This window comes from Bradyrhizobium sp. CSA207 (genome assembly GCF_029051685.1).
Classification (GTDB): Bacteria; Pseudomonadota; Alphaproteobacteria; order Rhizobiales; family Xanthobacteraceae; genus Bradyrhizobium.
On the sequence record NZ_JAACFT010000004.1, the window covers coordinates 185667 to 207513 of the forward strand.

At 64.0% G+C, this 21847-nt stretch carries 19 protein-coding genes; 3 read left to right on the forward strand and 16 right to left on the reverse strand.

Features of this window, described 5'->3' with window-relative positions; genetic code table 11:
* Positions 1 to 34 precede the first annotated feature (34 nt).
* Together GWG65_RS05840 and GWG65_RS05845 are read left to right on the forward strand one after the other, a co-directional pair.
* The gene (locus tag GWG65_RS05840) at positions 35 to 1531 is read left to right on the forward strand and encodes an ABC transporter substrate-binding protein (RefSeq protein ID WP_275194454.1); all 1497 of its coding nucleotides are present in this window, start codon (positions 35 to 37) and stop codon (positions 1529 to 1531) included.
* Between the two features lie 1138 nt (positions 1532 to 2669).
* The gene (locus tag GWG65_RS05845; RefSeq protein ID WP_275194455.1) at positions 2670 to 3578 is read left to right on the forward strand and encodes a hypothetical protein; all 909 of its coding nucleotides are present in this window, start codon (positions 2670 to 2672) and stop codon (positions 3576 to 3578) included.
* A 177-nt stretch (positions 3579 to 3755) separates the two neighbouring features.
* Here the strand turns inward: GWG65_RS05845 and GWG65_RS05850 are convergent, their stop codons facing one another.
* The 11 genes from GWG65_RS05850 to GWG65_RS05900 form a co-directional block, all read right to left on the reverse strand.
* Complete coding sequence (locus tag GWG65_RS05850; RefSeq protein ID WP_275194456.1) at positions 3756 to 4613, reverse strand: DUF3800 domain-containing protein; 858 nt, start codon at positions 4611 to 4613, stop codon at positions 3756 to 3758.
* A gap of 439 nt (positions 4614 to 5052) precedes the next feature.
* Entirely contained in the window at positions 5053 to 6606 is a 1554-nt protein-coding gene (locus GWG65_RS05855; RefSeq protein WP_275194457.1) for a hydantoinase/oxoprolinase family protein, read from the reverse strand.
* 6 nt (positions 6607 to 6612) lie between these two features.
* Positions 6613 to 7719 (reverse strand): DUF917 domain-containing protein, encoded by a 1107-nt coding sequence (locus tag GWG65_RS05860; RefSeq protein ID WP_275194458.1) that lies wholly within the window; start codon positions 7717 to 7719, stop codon positions 6613 to 6615.
* The gene (locus tag GWG65_RS05865) at positions 7716 to 8402 is read right to left on the reverse strand and encodes an AroM family protein (RefSeq protein WP_275194459.1); all 687 of its coding nucleotides are present in this window, start codon (positions 8400 to 8402) and stop codon (positions 7716 to 7718) included. The genes GWG65_RS05860 and GWG65_RS05865 overlap by 4 nt, the downstream gene beginning before the upstream one ends.
* A gap of 6 nt (positions 8403 to 8408) precedes the next feature.
* Entirely contained in the window at positions 8409 to 9500 is a 1092-nt protein-coding gene (locus GWG65_RS05870) for an ABC transporter ATP-binding protein (RefSeq protein WP_275194460.1), read from the reverse strand.
* Entirely contained in the window at positions 9497 to 10561 is a 1065-nt protein-coding gene (locus GWG65_RS05875) for an extracellular solute-binding protein (protein ID WP_275194461.1), read from the reverse strand. Before GWG65_RS05875 ends, GWG65_RS05870 begins: the two co-directional genes overlap by 4 nt.
* Before the next feature lie 30 nt (positions 10562 to 10591).
* Positions 10592 to 11401 (reverse strand): ABC transporter permease, encoded by an 810-nt coding sequence (locus GWG65_RS05880; protein WP_342760626.1) that lies wholly within the window; start codon positions 11399 to 11401, stop codon positions 10592 to 10594.
* A gap of 85 nt (positions 11402 to 11486) precedes the next feature.
* Positions 11487 to 12362 carry an ABC transporter permease gene (locus GWG65_RS05885; protein WP_275194462.1) on the reverse strand — a complete coding sequence of 292 codons (876 nt, stop codon included), beginning with the start codon at positions 12360 to 12362 and terminating at the stop codon, positions 11487 to 11489.
* The gene (locus GWG65_RS05890; protein ID WP_275194463.1) at positions 12359 to 13141 is read right to left on the reverse strand and encodes an IclR family transcriptional regulator; all 783 of its coding nucleotides are present in this window, start codon (positions 13139 to 13141) and stop codon (positions 12359 to 12361) included. The genes GWG65_RS05885 and GWG65_RS05890 overlap by 4 nt, the downstream gene beginning before the upstream one ends.
* A gap of 174 nt (positions 13142 to 13315) precedes the next feature.
* Positions 13316 to 13942, reverse strand: coding sequence for an alpha/beta hydrolase (locus GWG65_RS05895; RefSeq protein WP_275194464.1), 627 nt, complete (start codon positions 13940 to 13942; stop codon positions 13316 to 13318).
* Complete coding sequence (locus tag GWG65_RS05900; RefSeq protein WP_275194465.1) at positions 13939 to 14877, reverse strand: ring-cleaving dioxygenase; 939 nt, start codon at positions 14875 to 14877, stop codon at positions 13939 to 13941. The genes GWG65_RS05895 and GWG65_RS05900 overlap by 4 nt, the downstream gene beginning before the upstream one ends.
* A gap of 130 nt (positions 14878 to 15007) precedes the next feature.
* Between GWG65_RS05900 and GWG65_RS05905 the strand changes: the two genes are divergently transcribed.
* On the forward strand, positions 15008 to 15931 hold the full coding sequence (locus GWG65_RS05905; protein ID WP_275194466.1) for a LysR family transcriptional regulator: 924 nt from the start codon (positions 15008 to 15010) through the stop codon (positions 15929 to 15931).
* On the opposite strand, the gene GWG65_RS05910 is transcribed toward GWG65_RS05905, so the two are convergent.
* From GWG65_RS05910 to cobU, 5 genes are all read right to left on the reverse strand, one after another.
* Positions 15924 to 18617 carry a hybrid sensor histidine kinase/response regulator gene (locus GWG65_RS05910; RefSeq protein WP_275194467.1) on the reverse strand — a complete coding sequence of 898 codons (2694 nt, stop codon included), beginning with the start codon at positions 18615 to 18617 and terminating at the stop codon, positions 15924 to 15926. The genes GWG65_RS05905 and GWG65_RS05910 overlap by 8 nt on opposite strands.
* Entirely contained in the window at positions 18614 to 19645 is a 1032-nt protein-coding gene (locus GWG65_RS05915; RefSeq protein ID WP_275194468.1) for an ABC transporter substrate-binding protein, read from the reverse strand. Before GWG65_RS05915 ends, GWG65_RS05910 begins: the two co-directional genes overlap by 4 nt.
* 164 nt (positions 19646 to 19809) lie before the next feature.
* Positions 19810 to 20442: a 5,6-dimethylbenzimidazole synthase gene (gene bluB / locus GWG65_RS05920; protein ID WP_275194469.1), complete on the reverse strand. Its 633-nt coding sequence runs from the start codon at positions 20440 to 20442 to the stop codon at positions 19810 to 19812.
* A 4-nt stretch (positions 20443 to 20446) separates the two neighbouring features.
* Entirely contained in the window at positions 20447 to 21229 is a 783-nt protein-coding gene (gene cobS, locus GWG65_RS05925; protein ID WP_275194470.1) for an adenosylcobinamide-GDP ribazoletransferase, read from the reverse strand.
* Positions 21226 to 21729 carry a bifunctional adenosylcobinamide kinase/adenosylcobinamide-phosphate guanylyltransferase gene (gene cobU, locus GWG65_RS05930; protein ID WP_275194471.1) on the reverse strand — a complete coding sequence of 168 codons (504 nt, stop codon included), beginning with the start codon at positions 21727 to 21729 and terminating at the stop codon, positions 21226 to 21228. The genes cobS and cobU overlap by 4 nt, the downstream gene beginning before the upstream one ends.
* Between the last annotated feature and the right edge of the window lie 118 nt (positions 21730 to 21847).

A 21847-nucleotide genomic window follows, 5' to 3' on the forward strand; every position in this document is an offset into this window, starting at 1 on the left:
TAGATTGGGAAGACAGAAGGCCGGGGAGTTACGCATGTTCAGGAAACTATCCGTCGTCGCGTTCGCCGCCATGCTCGCTGCGGCACCGCTGCCGGTGCTGGCGCAAGGCAAGAAGGACAGCGTCGTCATGGCCATGGCGCTGGAGCCTCCGGGGCTCGATCCTACCAACGCGGCCGCCGCGGCGATCGCCGAGGTCACGCTCTACAACATCTATGAGACGCTGACCAAGATCAACGAGGACGGCACCACTTCGCCCCTGCTGGCGGAGAGCTGGACCGCTTCGCCCGACCTGAAGACCTATACGTTCAAGCTGCGCAAGGGCGTCAAATTCCACAATGGTGAGCCGTTCGATTCCGCGGCGGTGAAGTTCTCGTTCGAGCGCAACGCTGTCGCCACCAGCACCAACAAGGACAAGAGCCTGTTCCAGAGCTTCGTGTCCGTTGCCGCGCCCGATGCCGATACGGTCGTGATCACCCTGAAAAACGCCGAGCCGAACTTTCCGTTCCTGATGGGGCAGGCGAGTGCTTCGATCGTCGAGCCGAAGAGCGCGCCGACGAATATCACGCAGCCGGTCGGGACCGGGCCCTATCAGCTCGGCGCCTGGGCCAAGGGATCTTCGATGACCCTGAGCAAATGGGCCGACTATCGCAACGCCGCCGCGATCAAGCTCTCCAAGGTGACGATCCGCTTCATCTCCGATCCGTCGGCGCAGACGGCGGCGCTGCTCTCGGGTGACGTCGATGCGTTTCCGCGCGTTGCGGCCCAGCGCAGCATCGCGCAGTTCAAGGCCGATCCGCGCTTCAACGTTATGGTCGGCGGCTCCAGGGCCAAGACCATCGTCGCCATCAACCATCGCAAAAAGCCGCTCGACGACGTCCGCGTCCGCCGCGCCATTCTCGCCGCGATCGACCGCAAGGCGATGATCGACGGCGCCGTCGATGGTTTCGGCACGCCGATCGGCAGCTTCTACGTGCCGACCGCGCTCGGCTATGTCGATACCACCGGCATCAACCCCTACGATCCCGCGAAGGCCAAGAAGCTGCTGGCCGAGGCCGGCGTCACCACGCCGCTCGAGCTGTCGCTGAAGCTGCCGCCGCCGTCTTATGCGCGGCAGGGCGGCGAGATCCTCGCGGCCCAGCTCGCCAAGGTCGGCATCATCGCCAAGGTCGAGAACGTCGAATGGGCGCAGTGGCTGTCGCAGGTGTTCGCCGGCAATGGTCCGCACAATTTCGACCTCACCATCGTCAGCCATGTCGAGCCGTTCGACCTCGTCAAGATCACCGAGCCGGACTACTACCTCGGCTACAACAACGAGGCCTTCAACGCGCTCTACAAGCAGATCGTGTCGACACCGGATGAGGCGGCCCGTGTGAAACTTCTCGGCGACGCCCAGCGCATGCTGGCAACCGACGCCGTCTCCGCCTACCTGTACCAGCCGCAGCTGATCACCATCACCAACAAGAAGCTGAAGGGCGTCTGGAAGGAAGTCCCGCAGTACGAGAACGATTTTTCGGCCTGGTATTGGGAGTAGGGGAGCGCGAGGGCACCCGCATCGTTCGGAGCGCGCGGCCCGTTGCTGTGCCCTCTCCCCTTGTGGGAGCGGGCAACGACGCTCATCGACACGAACTCGCACGGGTGAGGGGTTTGTTTCCGCGGAGAAGGACCCTCTCGGCACGAGCTGCCGTTTGACTTCGGCGCGCGGCAGCTTGCGTGGCGAGAAGACGGCGGCTGCCAGTGCGGCGCCGGTTGCCCTGCGAGTGCAGCCGAAGCCAACGGGTTTGAACAGCCCGACGTGAGCAAACTCCTAGAGAGCGAGGACGTGGAAATACACGACAAGAATTAGCGCCGCGCTGACGATAATCATGCCGCTAAGAAACCGACCCATTGCTTCTCTCGCCGAACGCCCTAATTCCTTCAGTTACGAAAGGTTGACAGCATCGCAGACCTCTAGCGGCAAGTCTCACAATTTGAACGCATTCGGCGGTGTCAGCACGGAGCGTTTGAAGCCGGGCTCGCAGATCGTCCGCCAGTGCTCTCCCTCCAGACGTCCCCGACTTCGTGGGGCAGGCTATGGCCGAGGCCGCCAGCGCCCGGCCACGGCAGAAGGCCCAGCATTCCATAACCTGCAAAGAGAGAATGCGCATTCCTAATGCGCAAGCCGCAACCCCGATACCAGTCTGGACGACCGCGGACCAAGGAAGAGAAAAAACCGCTGATGACGCCAACCACTTGAACGATCATCCACTTTCCGCAGTCATGTTCTGCCGAAGTCCCTTCCCGTCATGTTGTCGCGCTAGCGCGCGGGGTTTCGACAGCGCTCTCAGATATTTATTGGCATAGTAGTTTTCGGTCGCCTACATCAGCGGTTTTTCTTCAAGAGCGCTGATGACCTCGCATCCTGCTTAAGGCTTTACAATCGCTTAGGAATTTTCTTGAGCGCCGAATAATGTTGGCACAAGGGGCCGACGCTGAGCCAATGGCGACATCGGTTCGGATCGTCTGAGCCAAGTAGCACGGAGCCAATGTCGTGGATCGATTTCAAAGACTTGAAATACACTTTCTGGGAGCAGTTATCCGGGCCGACGGAGTGGTCGGCATAGCTGCGGCGGTTGTGATTATCAGCATCATTCTACTAATGTACTTGCACGCCGAGGGGCTGTGATCGCACAATGGCACTAACGCTCAAGCAACTAATAGATTTCTACCGAAGTGATTTGGACTCGCCTTTCCAAAAACTTCGCTATCAGGTGCGCATCAAGCAGAGCCGCACGTTCGATCGCATAAGCGAAAAATACGGTCGCCATCAGCTCCGAGGTATTAAGGCGCCAACGCTGGTTTACTGGTACAAAGTTTCGGGTTCTGGCGGTAGGACTGCCGCTGCGTATGACATGATCGCGCGGCTTCGGGCTCTATTTAAATTTGGCTTTACGCTGCTCGAAGATACAGAGTGCAAGCGTCTTGCGGAAATCCTTCGCGAGAGCCGGTTTGGCACTCAGGGACCGCGCCTCGTGCAACTAACTGCCGAGAACGTCCAAGCAATCCGTCGCACTGCTCGCGAACACTTTGGTTGGTATTCGATAGCTCTCGTCCAAGCGTTTCAATTCGAATTGAGGCTTAGCCAAAAGGATGTAATCGGTGAGTGGGTTCCTATCGACGAGCCGGGAAGCTCCGATTTCGAAATCAATGGTCGGAAGTGGCTTCGTGGCCTACGTTGGTCCGACATCGATAAAAATTTGATCTTGCGACACGCGACAGGATCAAGCGGCCGCCCGATCGAAGTCGATCTGAAGAAGGCTCCGATGGTGCTGGCGGAACTCAAGGCAATTGGCCTCGACATTGCGGCCCTCCCAACGTCCGGCCCAATCATCATAAACGATGTTACCGGCTTACCTTGGTCCACGACCGAATTCCGCAGAAAGTGGAGATTGGTGGCTAAGAAAGCTGGGGTACCTGATGTGGTAAAGAACAGGGACAGCGTTCCAACGGGGACAATAGTGGGCGGGCCGGATCAGACTCCAGTGTCACAGCGGATTACGCTTGCGCGCATAGATCAAAGTTTGAGAAGGGTCCGTCGCTAGAAGGGCAGCCAAGGCTCCGAGCGCGTCTGTCCTTGCTCCTCAAATGATTAGGGGCGTGCCTGAATGCGCAAAGACCATCGCCAACCTGCTTCGGCATCGGTCTACGCCCATGGTTAGCGCGATACGAATTCGAAAAGGTAGTGCGTACTATTCCTGCTAACGGAAGTGCTTCACGCGTCATGGCCAGAACCTGTAGCCGTAGAACTCGAAGATCTGCCTTTGCTTGTTGTCCAGCTTCGCTTTCCACGTAGGCGTTGGCTGAAGAGCCACGCCGTACCCCATAGACGACCCGCTCTCCGTCGCCATGATCGGCTCCAGCAGTCTTGCAAATTGGTTATTCCACTTCGTTGGCGGAAGCGTATCCACGGCTTGATAGAAAGCGCTCGTTACAACATCCGCAAGCTGCGCGCCCGGACTTGCTGAGTGCGATACTGGTTGGGCAAGCCGCCAATCCAATACTTCCCACATAATCCGTCGCTTCGTAAGGACGAGAGCCCCGGCTCTTGCCTGCATCTTCAGAAGCTCATGGTAGGCCGCTGTTTGGGCGTAAGAATGAATACTGCGTTCGCTGTATAGGATCTTCACGAAACGATCCTTTGCGCGCTCCTTGGCTGCATGCCGGTAGCAGAAGTCAGTTACGCGTTCCAAAAGTAGGCGCAGACAGTAGTTGTAGAACCATTGCTGGGCTCCAGCACGCTCGGCTCGCTCGTTTCGGTGACCGCGCATGTTCTTCTTGTTCGACGCAAGAACAAAGCCACGCAAGGGGAGCTGAGCGACCTCGCCCAAAGCAATCCGTTTCTGAGAGGCGGACAAGTGCCTGTAGTGAAGGTCGGCGCGGTTGCTCCCAGCCTTTGACAAGATCGCTCGAACCCAGTTGTTCACTTCGGGCTCATACTTAACTTTCATTAGCACCGCGCCAAGGCACAGCCATTCCGTCGCGCCCACAGGGTCAATCGGGCGCACTTTCTTCAGTCCTGCATCGCCCGCCTCGTCAATATAAGCGACGTAGTAAGGCTCTGGGATTTGAGTCGCCATAGCGCGCAACTATGGCGTGTTCGGAAATACTGGATCAATCCGTGTGGACCCGGTCGAGCGCTGTTATAAACAGGTAAGCTGAGGAATGCCGTTGACACTAAAGGGACACGAACGGTCTAAGCCATTGAACCCTCGCAAAAAAATCGATCACCGGTCTCCCACGATCACCGGTCTCCCACAAGGGGAGAAGGAATAGCCGCTATTTCGGAATAATGGCATCATACCAGTGTTTTGCCCGACGAGTCAAAGCGCTCGGTCGCTGCCCGCGTAAGTCATTGATCTGGCAAGCACCGGCTACTGTGCATGGGGTTGTTTTCGCGCTTTTGGTTTAGCAGGTCGTCATGCCCGGGCGTGTCCCGGGCATCCACGTTCTTCGTGCCGCGTTGCTAACACGTGGATGGCCGGGACGAGCCCGGCCATGACGCCGGGGATGAGTCCGTCATGCCGCCGCCGGCAGATCCGGATCGGCGATCGCCCCCGCAACGCGGACGCGCACGCGCAGTGCATTGCCGGGCAGATAAGCGATCGGCATGTCCTCGACATCGACGGTCTTCAAGCTGTCGCGCGCGGCGCCGGCCTGGACGGCACGGTCCGCCGCGATGTCGCGCGCCGCCGCGATGGCGTCCTCGCGGCTGAGATCGCGGAACACCTGGTCGGCTTCGCCGCTGACCTGCGCGATCGCCGCGCCCACCGCATTGGCGCAGTCGCCATGCGGCACGCGCACAATTTCAGAAATGCCCGGCAAGCGATCGGGCACCAGGAAGGCGCCGCCGCCGACCGCGAGCAGCGGCACGTCGCCGGCTTCGGTCTTCATGCGGTCGATGTCCTCCTCGAGCTTGCGCCAGGCGTCACGCAGCGCCGCCTCGATCAGGCGTTTGGGCAGCTTGGTGACGCGGGAGCGGTCGCCGATCTCGATGAGACCCGCGGCCACCGCAATGTCGGTGGCGGTGAGGCGCGAGCCGCCGAACACCAGCGCATCCGACGTCAGCCGGTAGCCGACGCTGAGCGGGCCGACGCGGACCGGATCCTCCTCGACATGGCTGCCGCCGCCGAGCCCGATCGACAAAAGATCAGGCATCCGGAACAGCGTGCGGACGCCGCCGACTTCGACCACGGCATTGGCCTCGCGCGGAAAGCCGTGCCTGAGCTGGCCGATGTCGGAGGTGGTGCCGCCGACGTCGACGACCATGGCATCGTCGAGGCCGGAGAGGTGAGCGGCGCCGCGCATGGAATTGGTGGCGCCGGACGCAAAGCTCATCACCGGGAAAGCGGTGGCGATCTCGGCCTGCATGACGGTGCCGTCGTTCTGGGTCAGGAACAGCGGCGCATCAATGCCGCTGTCGGCGATCGCCTTGCGGAAGGCCGCGACCGTGGTGATGGCGAGGTCGTGCAGGGAGGCGTTGAGGAGCGCGGCATTCTCGCGTTCGAGCAGGCCGATACGGCCGAGATCGTGCGACAGCGTCACCGCGACATCAGGGCAGATCTCGCCGAGAATCTCGCGCGCCGTGGTCTCGCAGGACGGATCGAGCGGCGAGAAGCTCGAGCACACCGCGACCGAGCCCAGGCCCTTATCCTTGATCTTTCGCGCGGCGTCCTTGAGGGCAGCGACGTCCAGCGGCATGAACGGGCGGCCGTCGTAATCGTGGCCGCCCTCCAGCATAAAGATCTCGCCGTTGACCAGCGTGGCGAGGTCCGTGGGCCAGTCGCAGAACGGCGGCAGCGAGGCGCTCGCGGGCATGCCGATGCGGATCGCGGCGATCTTCTGGACGTGGCGCCGCTGCACCACCGCGTTGATGAAATGCGTGGTGCCGATGACGACCGCGTCGACCTTCACCGCGGCGGCCGGATTGGCACGCAGCGCTTTCAGTGCGTCCAGGATGCCCGAGGTCACGTCGGCGGTGGTCGGCCGCTTGACGGAATGGACGACCTTCTCGTCGACGATCAGCACGGCATCCGTGTTGGTGCCGCCGACATCGATGCCAATACGCTTCATGGGATCTTAAGCTCCAGCCACAGCGGGCGCGAACAGGGAACGGTAGTCGAGGTCGTAGCCGAAGGCGCGGGGGCCGACGAACTCGAGGCCCCGCGGACTCGTCAGTACGGCCGGCGCCGGCAGCGCCACGACGGTGACGCGCTGGCCGTAGCGGATGGTCTCGGTGCCGACGCCGTGGCCGTTGACGCTGTCGAGCACGCAGATCAGGTCGGGCGACGTTGCAATGGCTTCCTCATCGCGCCAGGCAACGATCCATTCGTTCTGGAACGAGAGTTTGAGCCGGCTGCCGCGGTCGCCATCGCTGCCTTCGATCGTGGCCGAGCCGCGCAAGAATCCTTCCGTGGTGCGCCGGGCCACGTCGACGATCTTGCCGGTGAACAGCTTCTTGCCGCCCTCGGCCGCGAGCAGCGCGGCGATCGGGTCCTCGTGACGGCGGTTGGCCTCCTGCACGGCGCGGCCGATCCGGATCGCCTTGGTGGTGGTGAAGTGGATGCCCCAGTCCTTGACCTCGCGCCCGGTGCGCGGGGCCTTGCTGGTGGAGGCGATCGAGCCCATCTCGACGCAGATCTTGCGGCTCGCCCGCTCCATCCACTTCCAGCTCGGCACCTTGGTGACGACGGCTTCGATGCCGCGCGGATCGTAGAGCGTGCACGGGTAAGGGCGCAGGCCCCCGATCGCGACCGACGTCATCTGCGCCTCGGGGAAGGCGCGGCCCATGCAGTCGGCGTCGACCACGGGAATGCCGAGATGGGCGGCCGCCATCAGCGCCTGCACGCCGTTGCCGCCGCCGATTTCCACCGACATCACGGCGCGGAACTTGATGCCGTTGATCTCCTCCTGCATCCGCACGGCACGCGCGATGTTGCGGCTGTCGGCGAGGCGTTCCTGCCCAACCAGCGGCGCGCCCATGTTGGAGACCACAGCGACCCAGTCGTCGTCGTTCAGGTCAAGCGGCGACATCAGTTGCACGCGGTGTCCTTCGGCATAGAGCCGGCGCAGATTGAGCAGGCCGAGATACGGGCTGCCGCCGCCGCCGGTGCCGAGGATCCAGGCGCCGACCGCGAGCGATTCGATCTCGTCGAGGCTGATCGTTTTCAATTCCACCTTACTCACGACACCAGCTCCTCGACGATGCGGGCCGCGGCGGCAATGCCGAGGATCACCGGGCCGGGATAGGCGTTTCGCACGCGCGCCTTGTTGGCGCTGGTGTAGCTGATGCAGTCCATCACCACGAGGTCGGGCTCGAGGTCCGCCATGGTGTGCGCGGCCACGTCGACCGCGGCCTCAGCTGAGCCGGGGCGGAGCGTGACGCCGACGACCTCGACACCCTCGCGCTGCCATTTCTTGTCGATCAGCGCGGTCTGCTCGGGAAGCGGCGAGAACACGCCGAGCCGGCCCTTGGGCAATACGGCTTCGACCAGGTTATGCAGGATGGCCGACGGCAGGATGACGAGCCCATCGGCCGCGAGATTGGGGAATTTGCCGGTGCAGGCCATCAGCGTCACGCCGACGCCCTCGTGCTTGAATCGGGTGATCTGCTGGCTCGCCCGCCGTTCGACTTCCTTCTTGCTGATGGTGACGCCGTCGCCGTTCGGCAGCAGCGTGAACAGCGTGTCATAGCCGTCCATCGGCGGAATGGCGTCGATCTCGGCGCGGCTCATGCCATCGAGCGCGCCGCGCAGCTCGATCTGGATGCCCGGCGACAATACGGCGGCAATCTCGGCGACGATCGTGGGACGGGGAGACTGGCCGATCACGACCACCCCGATACGCTGGTGCTGCAACGGCATGTTCATGTCTGTCTAGTCCTTCAAGACGACGAGATCGGCCGGCGTCCAGTCGAGCGTGACACCGTTGCCGGGAACGAACAGGCGGCCCGCGCCCGCATTCGGCTGCTGCACGAGGACGCGATGGCCGCCCTCGAGCGTGATGCGGTAGAGCACCGCGCCACCAAGAAAATTGGTGTTCTCGATGACACCATGCGCACAAGCACCGGCCGTACCGTCCGCGCCCTCGCTGCGCGGCGAGAGCAGGATCTTCTCGGGACGCAGCGCCACGGAGAGAACGCCGGAGCCTTGCGTGTCAGCCCCAAGCGGCAGCATCAGGATCAGGCCCTTGCCGACGTCGAGAGCCGGGCCGGCGGCGGCTGTCGCGGTGCGCTCGCCGCGGAAAATGTTGGTGTCGCCGATGAAGTCAGCGACGAAGCGCGTTGTCGGCTGGTTGTAGATCTCGGTGGGCGTGCCGACCTGCTCGACGCGGCCGCCGTTCATCACGGCGATGCGGTCGGACATCGCCAGCGCCTCTTCCTGGTCGTGGGTGACGAAGACCAGGGTCAGGCCGAGCTTTTTCTGGAGCTGCTTGAGCTCGAACTGCATCTGCTGGCGCAGCTTCTTGTCCAGCGCGCCGAGCGGCTCGTCGCAGAGCAGGACGCGCGGGGCGATCACGATGGCGCGGGCGAGCGCCACGCGCTGCTGCTGGCCGCCGGAGAGCTGGGCGGGACGGCGATCCTCCAGGCCGGACAGCTCGACCATGGCAAGCGCCGCCTTCACCTTGGCCGCGATGATCGCCTTTTCGAGCCCGCGCATGCGCAGGCCGAAGGCGACGTTCTCAGCGACGGTGCGATGCGGGAACAGCGCGTAGTTCTGGAACACCATGCCCATGTCGCGCTTGTGCGCCGGCACATGGGTGATGTCGGCGCCGTCGACGCGGATGGCGCCAGCGCTCGGCGTCTCGAAGCCGGCGATCATGCGCAGCGTCGTGGTCTTGCCGCAGCCGGACGGACCGAGCAGGGAGAAGAACTCGCCCTGGCGGATGTCCATGGCGACCGCGTCCACAGCGCGCACGCCGCCGTCATAGACCTTGCTGACGCCGGCGATCTCGATCGACGCGCTCATGCGCGGAAGATCCGGTTGACGCGCTGGTCGATCTCGTCCTTGCGCTCGTTGTACCACTTCCAGTCGACCTGAATCAGCTTCGAGACCTTTTCGGGCGTGGTGAGCAGCTTGGCGTCGTATTTGGCGTCGAGCTTTACCTTGCTGTTGGCCGGCGAGTACCACACGGTTTCCGCGAGGCGCTTCTGAATCTCGGGGCGCAGCATGTAATTGACATAAGCGTTGGCGAGCTCCTTCATCTTGCTGCCGGGCGTGATCGTCAGGACCTGCTCGAGCGAGAGAACGCCCTCGCTCGGCGCGACGAAATCGATCGGCTGGTTCTGCCCGTCATAGCGGTAGATGCCGGAATCGTGGATGACACAGAGCCCGACTTCGCCGGACAGCAGCATCTTCTCCATCGCGCCGGTGAAATCGACGATCTTGATCGGCTTCAGCTTTTCCAGCGCGGCATAGGCCGCATCGAGATCGGTCTGGCCCTTGCCGAACAGCGTGCCGCACATCATCAGGAAGGCCTGGCCGAGGCTGTTGACGGGAATGACGTAGCCGCCGCGGACGCCGTTGTATTTCGGGTCCCACAACTCCTTCCAGGAGCTGACGCTGCCATAGCCCTTGTCGGTGCGCAGGCCGAGCCCGATCGCGCTGGTGAAGATCGAGACGCCGACGATCTTGTCGCTGATGGCGTAGGGGTAGACGTCAGTGAGGTTCGGCACGAGCTTGGCGTCGATTTTCGGCTCGACCAGGCCCATTTCGGCTGCGGCCCACTGCTCGTTGGAATTGGTGTGCAGCACGTCGTAGATCGGCGCCGAGCGCGAGCTCGCCTGGAGCTTCGGCAGGTAGGGGAAAGCGGAGTCGGTCTGGAGCTTGCACTTGAACTCGCTCTCGAAGGCGGGGCCGATCTCGGCCTTCATGACCTCGCCCCATTTGCCGCCCCAACCGGTGATGCGCAGCGTGGGATCGTCGGCGCGCGCGACATGGGGCGCGGCGATCGTGCTGATGCCGAGCGAGGCGCTTGCGGTCAGAAAGCGGCGGCGGCTGAGCCGTGACGATCCCAGAGCTTTCATCATGTCTCGATTCCTTTGGGGGACAATGAGCGGTTACAATTTGACGTAGGAACGCAGGCCGACGGTGCGGTCGAGCCCGACGACGACGACGAAAGCGAGGACGATCGAGACCACCGAGGCGGCGCCGATGGTGCCGTCGAGATCAAACTTGAGATAGTTGAACAGCGTCACCGGCAGCGTCTCGTTGCCCGGGCTGACCAGGAACAGCGACACCGGGAACTGGTCGAAGGAGACGATGAAAGCGAAGATCGCACCGGCAAGCACGCCGGGCTTGATCAGCGGCAGTGTCACTTCGAAAAAGGTGCGGAGCGGGCTTGCGCCGAGATTGCGCGCGGCTTCTTCCAGGCGCAGGTCGAAATTGTGCAGCACCGCGAGCGTCGTGCGGACGACATAGGGCAGCGTCACCAGCGTGTGGCCGGCGACCAGGCCCCACGTCGGACGGCCCACGTCGAGCAGCACATAGGTCTGGAACAGCGCGAGTCCCGTAAGGATCGCCGGCAGCATCAAAGGCGAGAGCATGGTCGCCACGATCAGTCGCGTGCCGGGCAGATTGCCGCGGGCGAGCGCCAGCGCCGCCGATGCGCCGAGCACGGTTGCGGATACCGTGGTGAGGAGCGCGATCTGCAGGCTGAAGCCGAGCGCGTGCATGAAGTCGCGCGAGGCGAAGAACTTCTCGAACCAGCGCAAGGATACGCCGACCGGCGGAAACTGGATGAAGGGGGTCGGGTTGAGCGCAAATACGACGACGATCGCGATCGGCGCCAGCAGGAAGATGAGGATCGCGACGTTGATGGCGAGATAAAGGGCGCGGCCGTAATGCGTGGGGCCTGAAGCCGTGCGCATCGATGCGGATACCATCTGACGTGGCGCCGCATTGCGGTCGGAGGAGAGGAGCGGGCTGTGCGACGCGGAGTTTCCCATCATCGCCTCATTGCAGCTCGCGCTGGCCGGAGACGAGGCCGAGCGCGTGGTTATAGGCGATGACGAGCATCAACGAGATCAGGAGCAGCACGATGCCGAGCGCGGCTGCGAAGCCGACGTTGAAGTTCGCAGAAATCTGCTGATAGATCAGGATCGGCAGCGTCATGATCTGGAAGCCGCCGAGCAGGATCGGCGTGACGTAGGCGCTGATCGCGAGCGCGAACACCAGCAGCGAGCCGGCCAGGATGCCGGGCAGGCTGAGCGGCAGCGTCACTTCGATGAAGGCGCGCAAGGGGCTTGCGCCGAGATTTTCCGCAGCCTGCTCCAGCCGCTCGTCGATGCGGCCGATCACGCCGGTCAGCGTCAGCACCATGAAGGGGACGTAGATGTGGACCAGCCCGACAACGATGCCGGTCTCGGTGTACATCAGCTTCAAGGGTTGGCTGACGATGCCGAGCGAGATCAGCGTCTGATTGATCACGCCCTTGTCGGACAGAAGTGTCATCCAGGCGAAGGTGCGCACCACGATGCCGGTCAGCATCGGCGCCAGCACGGCCATCAGCAACAGCGCGTGCCCGGTGCGGCTCTTGATGCGCGCCATCCAGTGGGCCAAGGGATAACCGATCACGAGCGCGACCAGCGTGGTCACGAGCCCGATCCGGATCGTGGTCCAGATCACTTCGAGATAATAGGGATCGTCGAACATGCGGGCGTAATGCCGCGTGGTGAAGGCGACCTTCGGCGCGACCACCGGATTGCCGGTGAGCACGCTCATCAGCGCCATCAGTCCGATCGGCAGGAAGAAGAACAGCGCAAACAGCAGCGCGCCCGGCAGAATGAAGAGCGCAAGCCCGTTGGGGCGTCGGGTGGCGGCCTCGCTCATCGCGTCCCCGCCTGAACGCGTGTGACAACCTGGTCGAGTTGATCGCCGGTCAGTCGCCTGAGCTTTGCGGCCATTGCCGCCAGCTCGCGGCGGACATTGGCGCGCTCGGCGGCGGTGGTCGCCTGCACCGAATAGGACACCGCGATCCCGATCATCTCGCCGGTCTCGCCGCTCTTCAGCGCAAAGCCCTGCGAGCCCACGCCCTCGATGGATTCGTCGGCCGCCTCGGATATGCCGGTGCGGCGAATCTCGTCCAGGCGCGTCATCAACTGCTTGAAGTTCTGCGGCGAGTTGCGCGGCAGTTTCGGGTAGGTCGCCGGCACCCGGGCGCGGATGTCCGCGTCCGAAAGCCGCGCGAGCATGGCGCGGCCGTTCGAAGTGGCGAGCGCTGGCGTGCGCTGCCCCGGCGGATTGACCACGCGAAGCGGATTCGAGCCCGGCACGATCCTGAGCACGACCTGCTCGCAGCCGTCGAGCACGGCGATGTAACCGGTATGCCCGGTGCGCGCGCAGACCTCGCGCAGCTCGCGCTCGGCCATGCTGATCAGATCGTCATGGGCACGGTGCAGCCGCCCGAGTTCGAAGGTGAGGAGGCCCGGCCGGTAGCGGCGGGTGTGAGGGTCCTGCTCGAGCAGGCCGCAGTCGCGAAGCGCGCGCAGCAGCCGCGAGGTCGAGCTCTTCGGCTTGCCCGTCAGCGCCATCACATCCGCGAACGACAGATCCGGCCGCGCGCTGGAAAAGCAGTGCAGGATCTCGATGGCGTTGGTGAGGGCGCTCATGATGGTCGGTCCAGGCGGTTCCAAAATTCGGAACCATGTCCCAAATTCTAGGCCTGACGCGGAAACGAGCAAGCGGAAATTTCGCGCAAAAATTGGCGCCGGATTGCGCAGGGGCAGATAGGTCGCGGACACGCGAAGGGGCGCGCCGCGGTCAAGCGGTGCGCCCCTTCCAGGTCAGGCGGCTTCGGCGGCGGCGTTGCCGATCCAGTCGCGGGCCAGCGTCACGTCGGCTTGCGACAATTGATGGCCCGCCGGAAGCACCTTGTAGTCTACCCGCGCTCCCGCGTCCGCAAGCAGGGCCGCCAACCGTGCCGAATTGCTCGCCGGCACAATCGGGTCGGCCTGTCCGGACAGCAGCAGAACCGGTTTACCGTCGAGTGCGGCCTTGGGCGGAACCGACAGGGGCACCATCGCGCGCAGCAGGATGGCGCCTGCCAATACGTCCGGCTTCAGCAATAGCAGCGCGGCCGCGATGTTGGCGCCGTTGGAAAAGCCGACCGCAACTGGCGCCGTGATGCCGTAACGTTGCCGGACGTCTGCAACGAAGTCGCCAAGTTCGAGCGCGCGGCGACGCACATCGTCCTCGTCGAACACGCCCTCAGTGAGACGGCGGAAGAAGCGCGGCATGCCGTGCTCGAGCACGCGGCCGCGCGGCGAGAGCAGGGCGGAGCCGGACGAGATCATCTTGCCGAGCCCGAGCAGATCGTTCTCGTCGCCGCCGGTGCCGTGCAGCAGCAGGAGCGGGGTGGAGCCCGCGCTGTTCGCGGGCTCGAAGCGATGGATGAATGCACTCTCGGTCATGACACGCTCTCTTCCAGGCTCGGCAGGACGTCCTCGATCTGCTTGCGATGCTGTTCGAGGAAGCCCGGCAGCTTCAGGTCGCGGCCCAGTGTCGCGACCGGTTCGTCGACGGCGAAGCCGGGAATATCGGTTGCGATCTCGAACAGCACGCCGCCGGGCTCGCGGAAGTAGATCGAGCGGAAGTAGTTGCGGTCCCTTTGCTCAGTCGGGTGCAGGCCGTGATTGCTCACGAGTCTCTGCGCCATCTTGCCCTGCTCGGCATCGTCAGCCGCACGGAAAGCGATATGGTGCACCGAACCGCCGCCCTGATGGCCACGCAAAAAGCCCTTGGCCTCGTAGATGTCGACGACGCTGCCCTCGGCGTCACCGGGCGCCTTGAAGCGGATCACCGAACCTTCGCGCGCGGTTTCCTCGAAGCCGAACACGTCGGTGAGGACGCCAGCCGTCTTCGCCGCGCTGTCGAGCAGCAGTGTCACGCCATGGAACCCGCGGATTGCATGCTCGGCCGGCACCTCGCCATTGCTCCAGCCGGGCTCGTTCTCGGCACCGGGGACGCCGACCAGCGCGAGCGCCATGCCATCAGGGTCGGTGAACGGCAGCACGGATTCGCCAAAGCGCTTTTCGAGGGCCTCGTAAGCGATGCCCTTCTCAATGAAGCGCTGGGTCCAGTAGCCGAGCGAACGCTGCGGCACGCGGAAAGCGGTCTGATGGGTCTCGCCGACGCCGCGGCGCCCGGCCGGCGCACCGGCCCAAGGGAAGAAAGTCAGGATGGTGCCAGGCCGGCCGGTCTCGTCGCCATAATAGAAATGGTAGGTGCCGGGATCATCGAAATTGACCGTCTTCTTGACGAAGCGCAGGCCGAGGTCGCGGGTGTAGAAGGCGAAATTCCTGATGGGGTCGCCGGCAATCGCGGTGACGTGGTGCAGTCCAGACATTTGTTGTTCTCCAAGGCTCGTGGAGCGGTCTTGCTCTGGCCGGAAATATCGTTCCGCTTTGGATTGGAGACAATCCATGCAAATATGACGGCTATGTCTATGATTTGGAACCAATCGCCGGGCTGGACCCTTGGATAAGGTCGCCAGCCTGCGCGCCTTCGTGAAGGTGGTCGAAAGCGGCAGCTTTGCCGAGGCGGGCCGCCAGTTGCGGCTCTCGCGCTCCGCCATCAGCAAATACATCGCCGACCTCGAGGAGAGCCTCGGCGTGCAGCTCTTGAACCGGACCACCCGGCATGCGAGCCCGACCGAGAACGGCCAGCAATATTTCGAGCGCGCAGTCGTGATCCTTTCGGAGATCGAGGCCGCCGATCAGGCGGTGACGCAGCTCCAGTCGGCGCCGCGCGGATTGTTGCGCGTCAACGCGCCGATGTCGTTCGGCACCCTGCGGCTCGGACCGGTGCTCGCCGATTTCATGGCGCGATATCCGGAGCTTCAGCTCCAGCTCGTGCTCAGCGACGATCTGCTCGATCCCGTCCAGGACGGATTTGACGTGACGCTGCGGATTGCGGAGCTGGAATCCTCCAGCCTGATCGCGCGCAAGATCATGCCGGTGGCGCGCATGATCTGCGCTTCGCCGGATTATCTGGCGCGTCATGGTGCGCCGAAGCATCCTCAGGATCTGCGCGAGCACGCCTCGCTGACCTACGGCTTCCTGCTCACCGGCAATCAGTGGAAGCTCACCGGCGCCGACGGCGATCACTGGATCCAGCCGGCCTGGTCGCTCTGCGTGAACAATGCCGAGGTGCTGCGCGACGTCGCGATCAAGGGCAGGGGCCTCGCGCTGCTTCCCGAATTCATCGCCGCTGACGCCTTGAGGAAAGGCGAGCTGCGCACGGTGCTGGAGGATTATTCCGCGCCGCCGCTGGCGCTCTATGCGGTCTATCCACCGACGCGGCATCTTTCGGTGAAGGTGCGGCTCTTCATCGATTTTCTCGTTGAACGGTTCAGTGCCGGTGACGACACAGGCGCGCGCGGGCGCCCCGCAGCTACCTGACCGAACGCAGCTCGGCAGGCAGGAGCAGATCGTCCAGAGCGCTCATCGATGCCTGCTGAAGCACAGCGAGTTCGCGGGCGGCGCTCTCGCTCTCGGCGGTTGACATCGAGGCCGCCGTCAGCTCCACCTCCCGGCAGTGCTCGAACAGGCGGACAAGGCCGAGCGCACTTGCAGCGCTGCCGAGCTGGTGTGCGGCTCGCGCGAGCTGCGTGCGATCGCCGACCGCCGCGGCCTTCGCTATGTCCTCAACCAGCGTCTTGCTCGTCTCCTCCAGCAAGTGGTGAAGCTTCGTGATCTGCGCGGCGCCCAGCAGCTCCTTCTGATCTTCGAGAAAGTGCCGGTCGATCAATGCACCTGCCGCGAGTTGCGTCGCGGTCGATTCGGCCTCGGGATCGTCCTCGATTGCCTCGCGCAGGGCGTTGATCAGAATCGGCTTGCTGACGAGCTTGGGAATCCCGGCAGCAGCGAGGCGCTCGCGCGCGCTGCGCGAAACATCGGCGGTCACCGCGACGATACGCGGCATCCGCTGCAGGCCGAGCTCGCCGATTCGCGACGCTGCTTCCACGCCGTCCATGTCGGGCATGTGCAGATCCATCAGGATGATGTCGAACGATTGATTGCGGGCGAGCTCGACCGCCGAGGCGCCGTTTCTGGCGATCATAGGGCGGTGGCCGAGGCGCTTCAGGATCGCTTCGCCGACCTCGCAATTGATGGGGTCGTCATCGACCAGCAGCACGCGAAGCTGTCGCGATGGCGGCTCGACCGCGCCTTGAGCTACTTTGCTTGCTGCAAGACCGAGCGGTACCACGAGAGCGAACGAACTGCCTGTGCCCGGCTCGCTCTCCACCGTCAGTTCGCCGCGCATCAGGCGCGTCAGGCGGCGCGCGATCGCCAGGCCCAGGCCGGTGCCGCCAAACCGCCGCGCGATGCTGTCGTCCGCCTGCACGAAGTCTTCGAAGATCCGCTCGTGCATGTCGGGCGCGATGCCGATGCCGGTGTCGCGAATCGTGATGGAAAGCAGGATATGGTCGTCATGCCGCGCCGCAGTCGCGTTCAAGCCGATACCGCCGCTCGGCGTAAATTTGATCGCGTTGCCGATCAGGTTGAGCAGGATGCGATTGAGCCGCACCGGATCGCCGTGCACGGCCGTGGCGACCGTCGCATCGCAGGCGAGGTGGAAGGTCAGGCCTTTGCCGAAAGCTTGCGGACGCATCAGATCGGCTGCGGCCTCGATGAGCTGGTCGAGGCGGAAGTCGCGCGTCTCCAGCATTTCGGCGCTGGCCTCGAGGCGCGCATATTCGAGGATAGCGTCGACCAGCGCGATCAGCGTTTCCCCTGATGCCGCCGCAGTGGCGAGGTGGCGGCGTTGGACCTCGGCGAGGCTGCCGTCGTCGAGCAGTTGCAGCACACCCATGACGCCGTTCAGGGGGGTGCGCAGTTCGTGGCTGATCACGGCGAGGAAGCGAGATTTGGTCTCGTTGGCCACCACGGCCGCGCTGCGCGCTCGTTCGGCGGCGTCATGCTCGGCAAGCGCCTGATCGCGGGTCTTTTCGAGTTCGGCGGTCCGCTCGGCGACCTTGCGCTCGAGGGTCGCATAGGAGTCGCGAAGATGCGCAGCCATCCGGTTGAATTGGTTGCCGAGCGCTTCCAGCTCGTCGCCGGTCCTGATCGCGAGACGCAGGTCGAGATCTCCGCTCTCGATTCGTCGCGCGCCTTGCGTCAGCATCTGGATCGGCACGGTCATGCGCCGGCTGAGCAGGAGGGAAACCAGGACCGCGAAGGCCAGTAGGACGATCAGCAGAAACGTCGACCGTCCGATCGACGCGTAGATCGGGGCGTAGGCCTCGCTAAGCGGAAGCTCGACGAACACCACCCATCCGAGCGAGGGGACCGCTGCATGGGTCGACAGCACGCGCTGGCCCGACAAATCCTCCTTCACCAGCCCGCCCGCAGGCGGCGCCAGGCTATCGAGCGCGGCGCGGACATCCGGATGCCCGGACAGATCGGTGCGGCGCAGCGCCGGCCACAAATCCGGATGCGCAATCAACAGCCCCATGCGATCGACCACATAGGCCTTGCCGGTATTGCCCACCCTGATCCCAGCGACGAGGTCCCAGATGAAACGCAGATTGACCTCGGCGACGATCACATTGGGATCGCGGCCCAAATTGCGCGCGGCGAGCGTCATGAACGGTTCAGTGTCGCCCAGGAAATAGACTGGACCGTAATAGGTCCGGCTTTCATTCGCGCCGCGGAAGGCCGGCGAAGCGGAGAGATCAGTCTTGCTGCCGATCCTGTCGGCGACTCGGCGCGACACGCGTATCTGCTCAAGGCCCCGCGAGTCGAGTTCGGCAATTTCCGCGATCGCAGGTGAGAGGCGCAGCAGGCGGATGGCGTTCAGGCGCTCGTCTTCATTGGTCGACAGCTCCGCGGGCAGGCGTGCGAGCCATCTGATCTGGTTTTCGATCTGGCCGATGAACTGGCCGATCTGAATGGCCGCGCTTGCTGCCTGCTCGCGCTGGGTTGCCGCGAGAAGCTGCTTCTGCTCACGGTAAGAGAACCAGACGTCGAATGCGGTATTGATGGCAAGCGCGGCACAGGCGAGGGCGACGATCGAGGAGAGATATTTGCGGAACAGCCGGCCGGGAGGCGGCCGCAAATGTCCCTGGTCGATGTCTTCGTTCACTCGCGGATCTCGTCGGCGCGCGCGAGCAGCGTGAACGGAAGCTTCAATCCGAGCGCGCCGGCGACCGGGCGGTTGATCAGGAGCTCGTATTTCCGTGGCGATTGCACCGGCAGGTCGCCGGCCATGGTGCCGCGCAGGATGAGATCGACATAGTCGGCCGAGCGGACCTCCAGCGTCGGCCCGTAGCTCATCAGCCCGCCCACATCCATGAAATAGTGGAACGGATAGATCATGGGGACGCGATATTTCGCGGCCGCCGTGACGACCGCCTGCCGATTGACCACCAGAAAGCTGTCGACCAGCGCGATCATCGCCGCCTTGGGCGATTCGGAAAAGCGGCTAATCGCCGCGTCGATGTCTACTGCCGCATCGACGGTAGCGGGAACCACGGACACGCCGGACGCCGTCGCCTCTTGCTCAATGGAGTCGAGGAAGAAGCGCCCGGCGCGGGGGGCGGTCGCCGGATTGAACAAGACGCCGACGCGGGCAAGATCCGGTGCAGCTTCCTGGATCAGCTGAAGCCATTTCCCACCCATTTCGGCGCTGCTGTTGGTGAAGCCGGTGACGTTCCCGCCGGGATGCGCGAGGCTTTCGACGAAGCCGTTGCCGACAGGATCGTTTGCAGTCGCGAAAACGATTGGAATGGTTTTGGTGGCAGCGCAGACCGCAGCGGTTTCGATCGTTGAGCCCGTCATGATGACGTCGGGCTTGAGATCGATAAGCTCCTGAACGGCAGCCTTCAGCTTGTCCGGTCCGCCGAAGCTGGAACGGAGGTCGAAGCGGATATTGACGCCTTCGACCCAGCCTCGCTGCCTCAAGCCTCCGATCAGTCCACCGAAACGCGACGTCAAATTGTCGGACATGCCTCTTCGGGTCAGTTCGTCGCTGAGCGGCAAAGCGGTCAGCGAGGCAACGATCCGGATGCGATCCGACGTTGCGCCGAGCGCAAGCCACCCCGCGGCAGTCGTGCCCGCAAGGCGAATGAAGCCGCGGCGATCGATCGCGAAGGCGAAAGGCGGCCCAGTCATGGATTTCGTTGCACGTTGGCTTGGCCCAAGGTCGATGCTTAGCGCGGAAAGCCCGGGATTCACAATTGATGAAAAAATGCACTTATGAATGTTCATTCGCAACTACATCTTCACCGGGGGGCGCGGTGCACTCGACATCCAAGCGCAAGTCGTAGCGCGTCGCGCTAGCGCCGCAGCGTGAATTCGTCTGCTCCCCGCCGGTGTTCCCAGTTTGCCCGCTCGAGCTCGGGCTGGTCGCATTCGGCCTCGGGATAGCCGATGCAGAGATAGGCGACGAATTTCCAGGATGCCGGCACATCGAGAATGGAATGGATGCGATCCGGACTGAGGATCGACACCCAGCCGAGCCCGATGCCCTCGGCGCGGGCGGCGAGCCACATGGCGATGATCGCGGCGACCACAGAATATTCGATCGTCTCGGGCATCGTTGCGCGGCCGAGGCCGTGGCCGATATCGCTGGTCTTGTCGGCGAACACGGCGAGGTGTCCCGGAGCCTGTTCGAGGCCCGAGAGCTTCAGCGCGGCATAGCGCGCTGCGCGCTCACCGGCGTAGGTATTCAGGGCGTCGGCGTTGCGGGCCTTGAAGTCGTCGATCACATCGCGGCGCCGTGCCGACTCGTCGACGGTGACGAAGCGCCAGGGCTGGCTCAGGCCGACCGATGGCGAGAGGCAAGCCGTTTCGATCAGCCGCGCGATCGCGCCGTCCGGCAGCGGATCGGTCCGGAAGCGGCGGACGTCGCGTCGCCACACGAACAGGTCGCGCAATTGCCGGCGAAAGATATCGTCGAACTCGACCATGAGGTCATCGTCCCATCTGAAAGGCCGCTGCTACCAGCAGGATCAGGATCTCACCTAACTGTTCGAACGCGCCAAGGGTGTCGCCGGTCTGTCCGCCAATCTGCCGCACGACAAGCCGCGCCAGGATCAGTCCGGCGAGCGACAGCAGGATCATGGCAACCAGCGCCTTTCCCGGCCCGAGTGCAAGGGCAAGGCAAAGGGTTCCGAGAGCGAAGGCGACGGCCACGCTGCGCCCCGGGGGCGATCCGGCGCTCGCGGACAGCCCGTCGGGCCGCGCCGGGGGCACCAGCGACATGAACGCCGGCAGGCCTGCGCGGGCCGCAGCGTGCGCAGCGCACAGCGCAAGTGCGACCAGCCACGGGTCTGCAATGGCCGCGAGCGCGCTCCAGCGCAGGCCGAACGACAGGATCAGCGCACAAACGCCATAACTGCCGATCCGGCTGTCGCGCATGATCTCGAGCTTGCGCGCGCGCGTCCGGCCGCCGCCAAGCCCATCCGCGGTGTCGGCAAGTCCATCCTCGTGCAGCGCGCCAGTGATGAGCGCGGTCGTGGCCAGTGTGAGCAGGGCGGATGGACCCGGCGTCAATCCCAACTTGCTCGCGACCGCAAAGATAAACGCGCCGAAAAGGCCAACCAGCAGCCCAGCGACCGGCAGCGCCCAGGTCGCACGCGCGACAGCACCGTCGCCGGCAGGCTTCGACGATCCGACTGGCAGGATCGTGACGAACGACACCGCGATCCTGAGATCGGCGATGACGTCTTTCAGAAATTCGGCGTGGGGCATCATTTCAGTCTCATCGGCAGACCCGCGACGACGAACTCGACCTCGTCGGCGACATCAGCGATGATCTGGTTCATGATCCCGGAAGCGTCGCGGAAGCTGCGCGCCAGCGCGTTGTCGGGCACGATGCCGAGGCCGACCTCGTTGGTGACGAGAACGACGGGGCTCTTGAAGCGGGGTAGGGCGCCGGCAAGCTCTGTGACTTCGCGCTCCCAGTCGCGCTCCGCGTGGAGCAGGTTGGAAAGCCACAGTGTCAGGCAGTCGACAAGCCTTGCGCCGTCGCCATCGGTCGCGACCAGCGCCTGCGCGAGATCGAGCGGCACTTCGCGCTCGATCCAATCGGTTCCGCGCCGCGCACGATGCGTTGCGATGCGCTCTTCCATTTCCGCATCGAGCGCCTCGGCCGTCGCGACATAGACGGGTCGTCCGGGAAAGGCGCGGGTGCGCGCTTCGGCACGCTTGCTCTTGCCCGATCGCGCTCCGCCGGTGATCAAGATGACGGCCATGAAAGTCTCCTGTCGGCCAGCACTAATCACCAAATGCGCGCAAAGACAAAGCCGAAATCCGCCGCCGAGGGGCTTGCGCTGGGCCGGGGCTTTGCGCAACAGGAATGGAGCGAGACGG

What these genes read in the sequence shown, in the direction of transcription:
- GWG65_RS05840 (WP_275194454.1), top strand. Translation starts at nt 35, where the DNA reads ATGTTCAGGAAACTATCCGTCGTCGCGTTCGCCGCCATGCTCGCTGCG.
- GWG65_RS05865 (WP_275194459.1), bottom strand. Translation starts at nt 8,402, where the DNA reads ATGAACATGCCGTTGCAGCACCAGCGTATCGGGGTGGTCGTGATCGGC.
- cobU (WP_275194471.1), bottom strand. Translation starts at nt 21,729, where the DNA reads ATGGCCGTCATCTTGATCACCGGCGGAGCGCGATCGGGCAAGAGCAAG.
- GWG65_RS05875 (WP_275194461.1), bottom strand. Translation starts at nt 10,561, where the DNA reads ATGATGAAAGCTCTGGGATCGTCACGGCTCAGCCGCCGCCGCTTTCTG.
- GWG65_RS05850 (WP_275194456.1), bottom strand. Translation starts at nt 4,613, where the DNA reads ATGGCGACTCAAATCCCAGAGCCTTACTACGTCGCTTATATTGACGAG.
- GWG65_RS05880 (WP_342760626.1), bottom strand. Translation starts at nt 11,401, where the DNA reads ATGCGCACGGCTTCAGGCCCCACGCATTACGGCCGCGCCCTTTATCTC.
- GWG65_RS05870 (WP_275194460.1), bottom strand. Translation starts at nt 9,500, where the DNA reads ATGAGCGCGTCGATCGAGATCGCCGGCGTCAGCAAGGTCTATGACGGC.
- GWG65_RS05895 (WP_275194464.1), bottom strand. Translation starts at nt 13,942, where the DNA reads ATGACCGAGAGTGCATTCATCCATCGCTTCGAGCCCGCGAACAGCGCG.
- cobS (WP_275194470.1), bottom strand. Translation starts at nt 21,229, where the DNA reads ATGATGCCCCACGCCGAATTTCTGAAAGACGTCATCGCCGATCTCAGG.
- GWG65_RS05885 (WP_275194462.1), bottom strand. Translation starts at nt 12,362, where the DNA reads ATGAGCGAGGCCGCCACCCGACGCCCCAACGGGCTTGCGCTCTTCATT.
- GWG65_RS05845 (WP_275194455.1), top strand. Translation starts at nt 2,670, where the DNA reads ATGGCACTAACGCTCAAGCAACTAATAGATTTCTACCGAAGTGATTTG.
- GWG65_RS05900 (WP_275194465.1), bottom strand. Translation starts at nt 14,877, where the DNA reads ATGTCTGGACTGCACCACGTCACCGCGATTGCCGGCGACCCCATCAGG.
- GWG65_RS05915 (WP_275194468.1), bottom strand. Translation starts at nt 19,645, where the DNA reads ATGACTGGGCCGCCTTTCGCCTTCGCGATCGATCGCCGCGGCTTCATT.
- bluB (WP_275194469.1), bottom strand. Translation starts at nt 20,442, where the DNA reads ATGGTCGAGTTCGACGATATCTTTCGCCGGCAATTGCGCGACCTGTTC.
- GWG65_RS05855 (WP_275194457.1), bottom strand. Translation starts at nt 6,606, where the DNA reads ATGAAGCGTATTGGCATCGATGTCGGCGGCACCAACACGGATGCCGTG.
- GWG65_RS05890 (WP_275194463.1), bottom strand. Translation starts at nt 13,141, where the DNA reads ATGAGCGCCCTCACCAACGCCATCGAGATCCTGCACTGCTTTTCCAGC.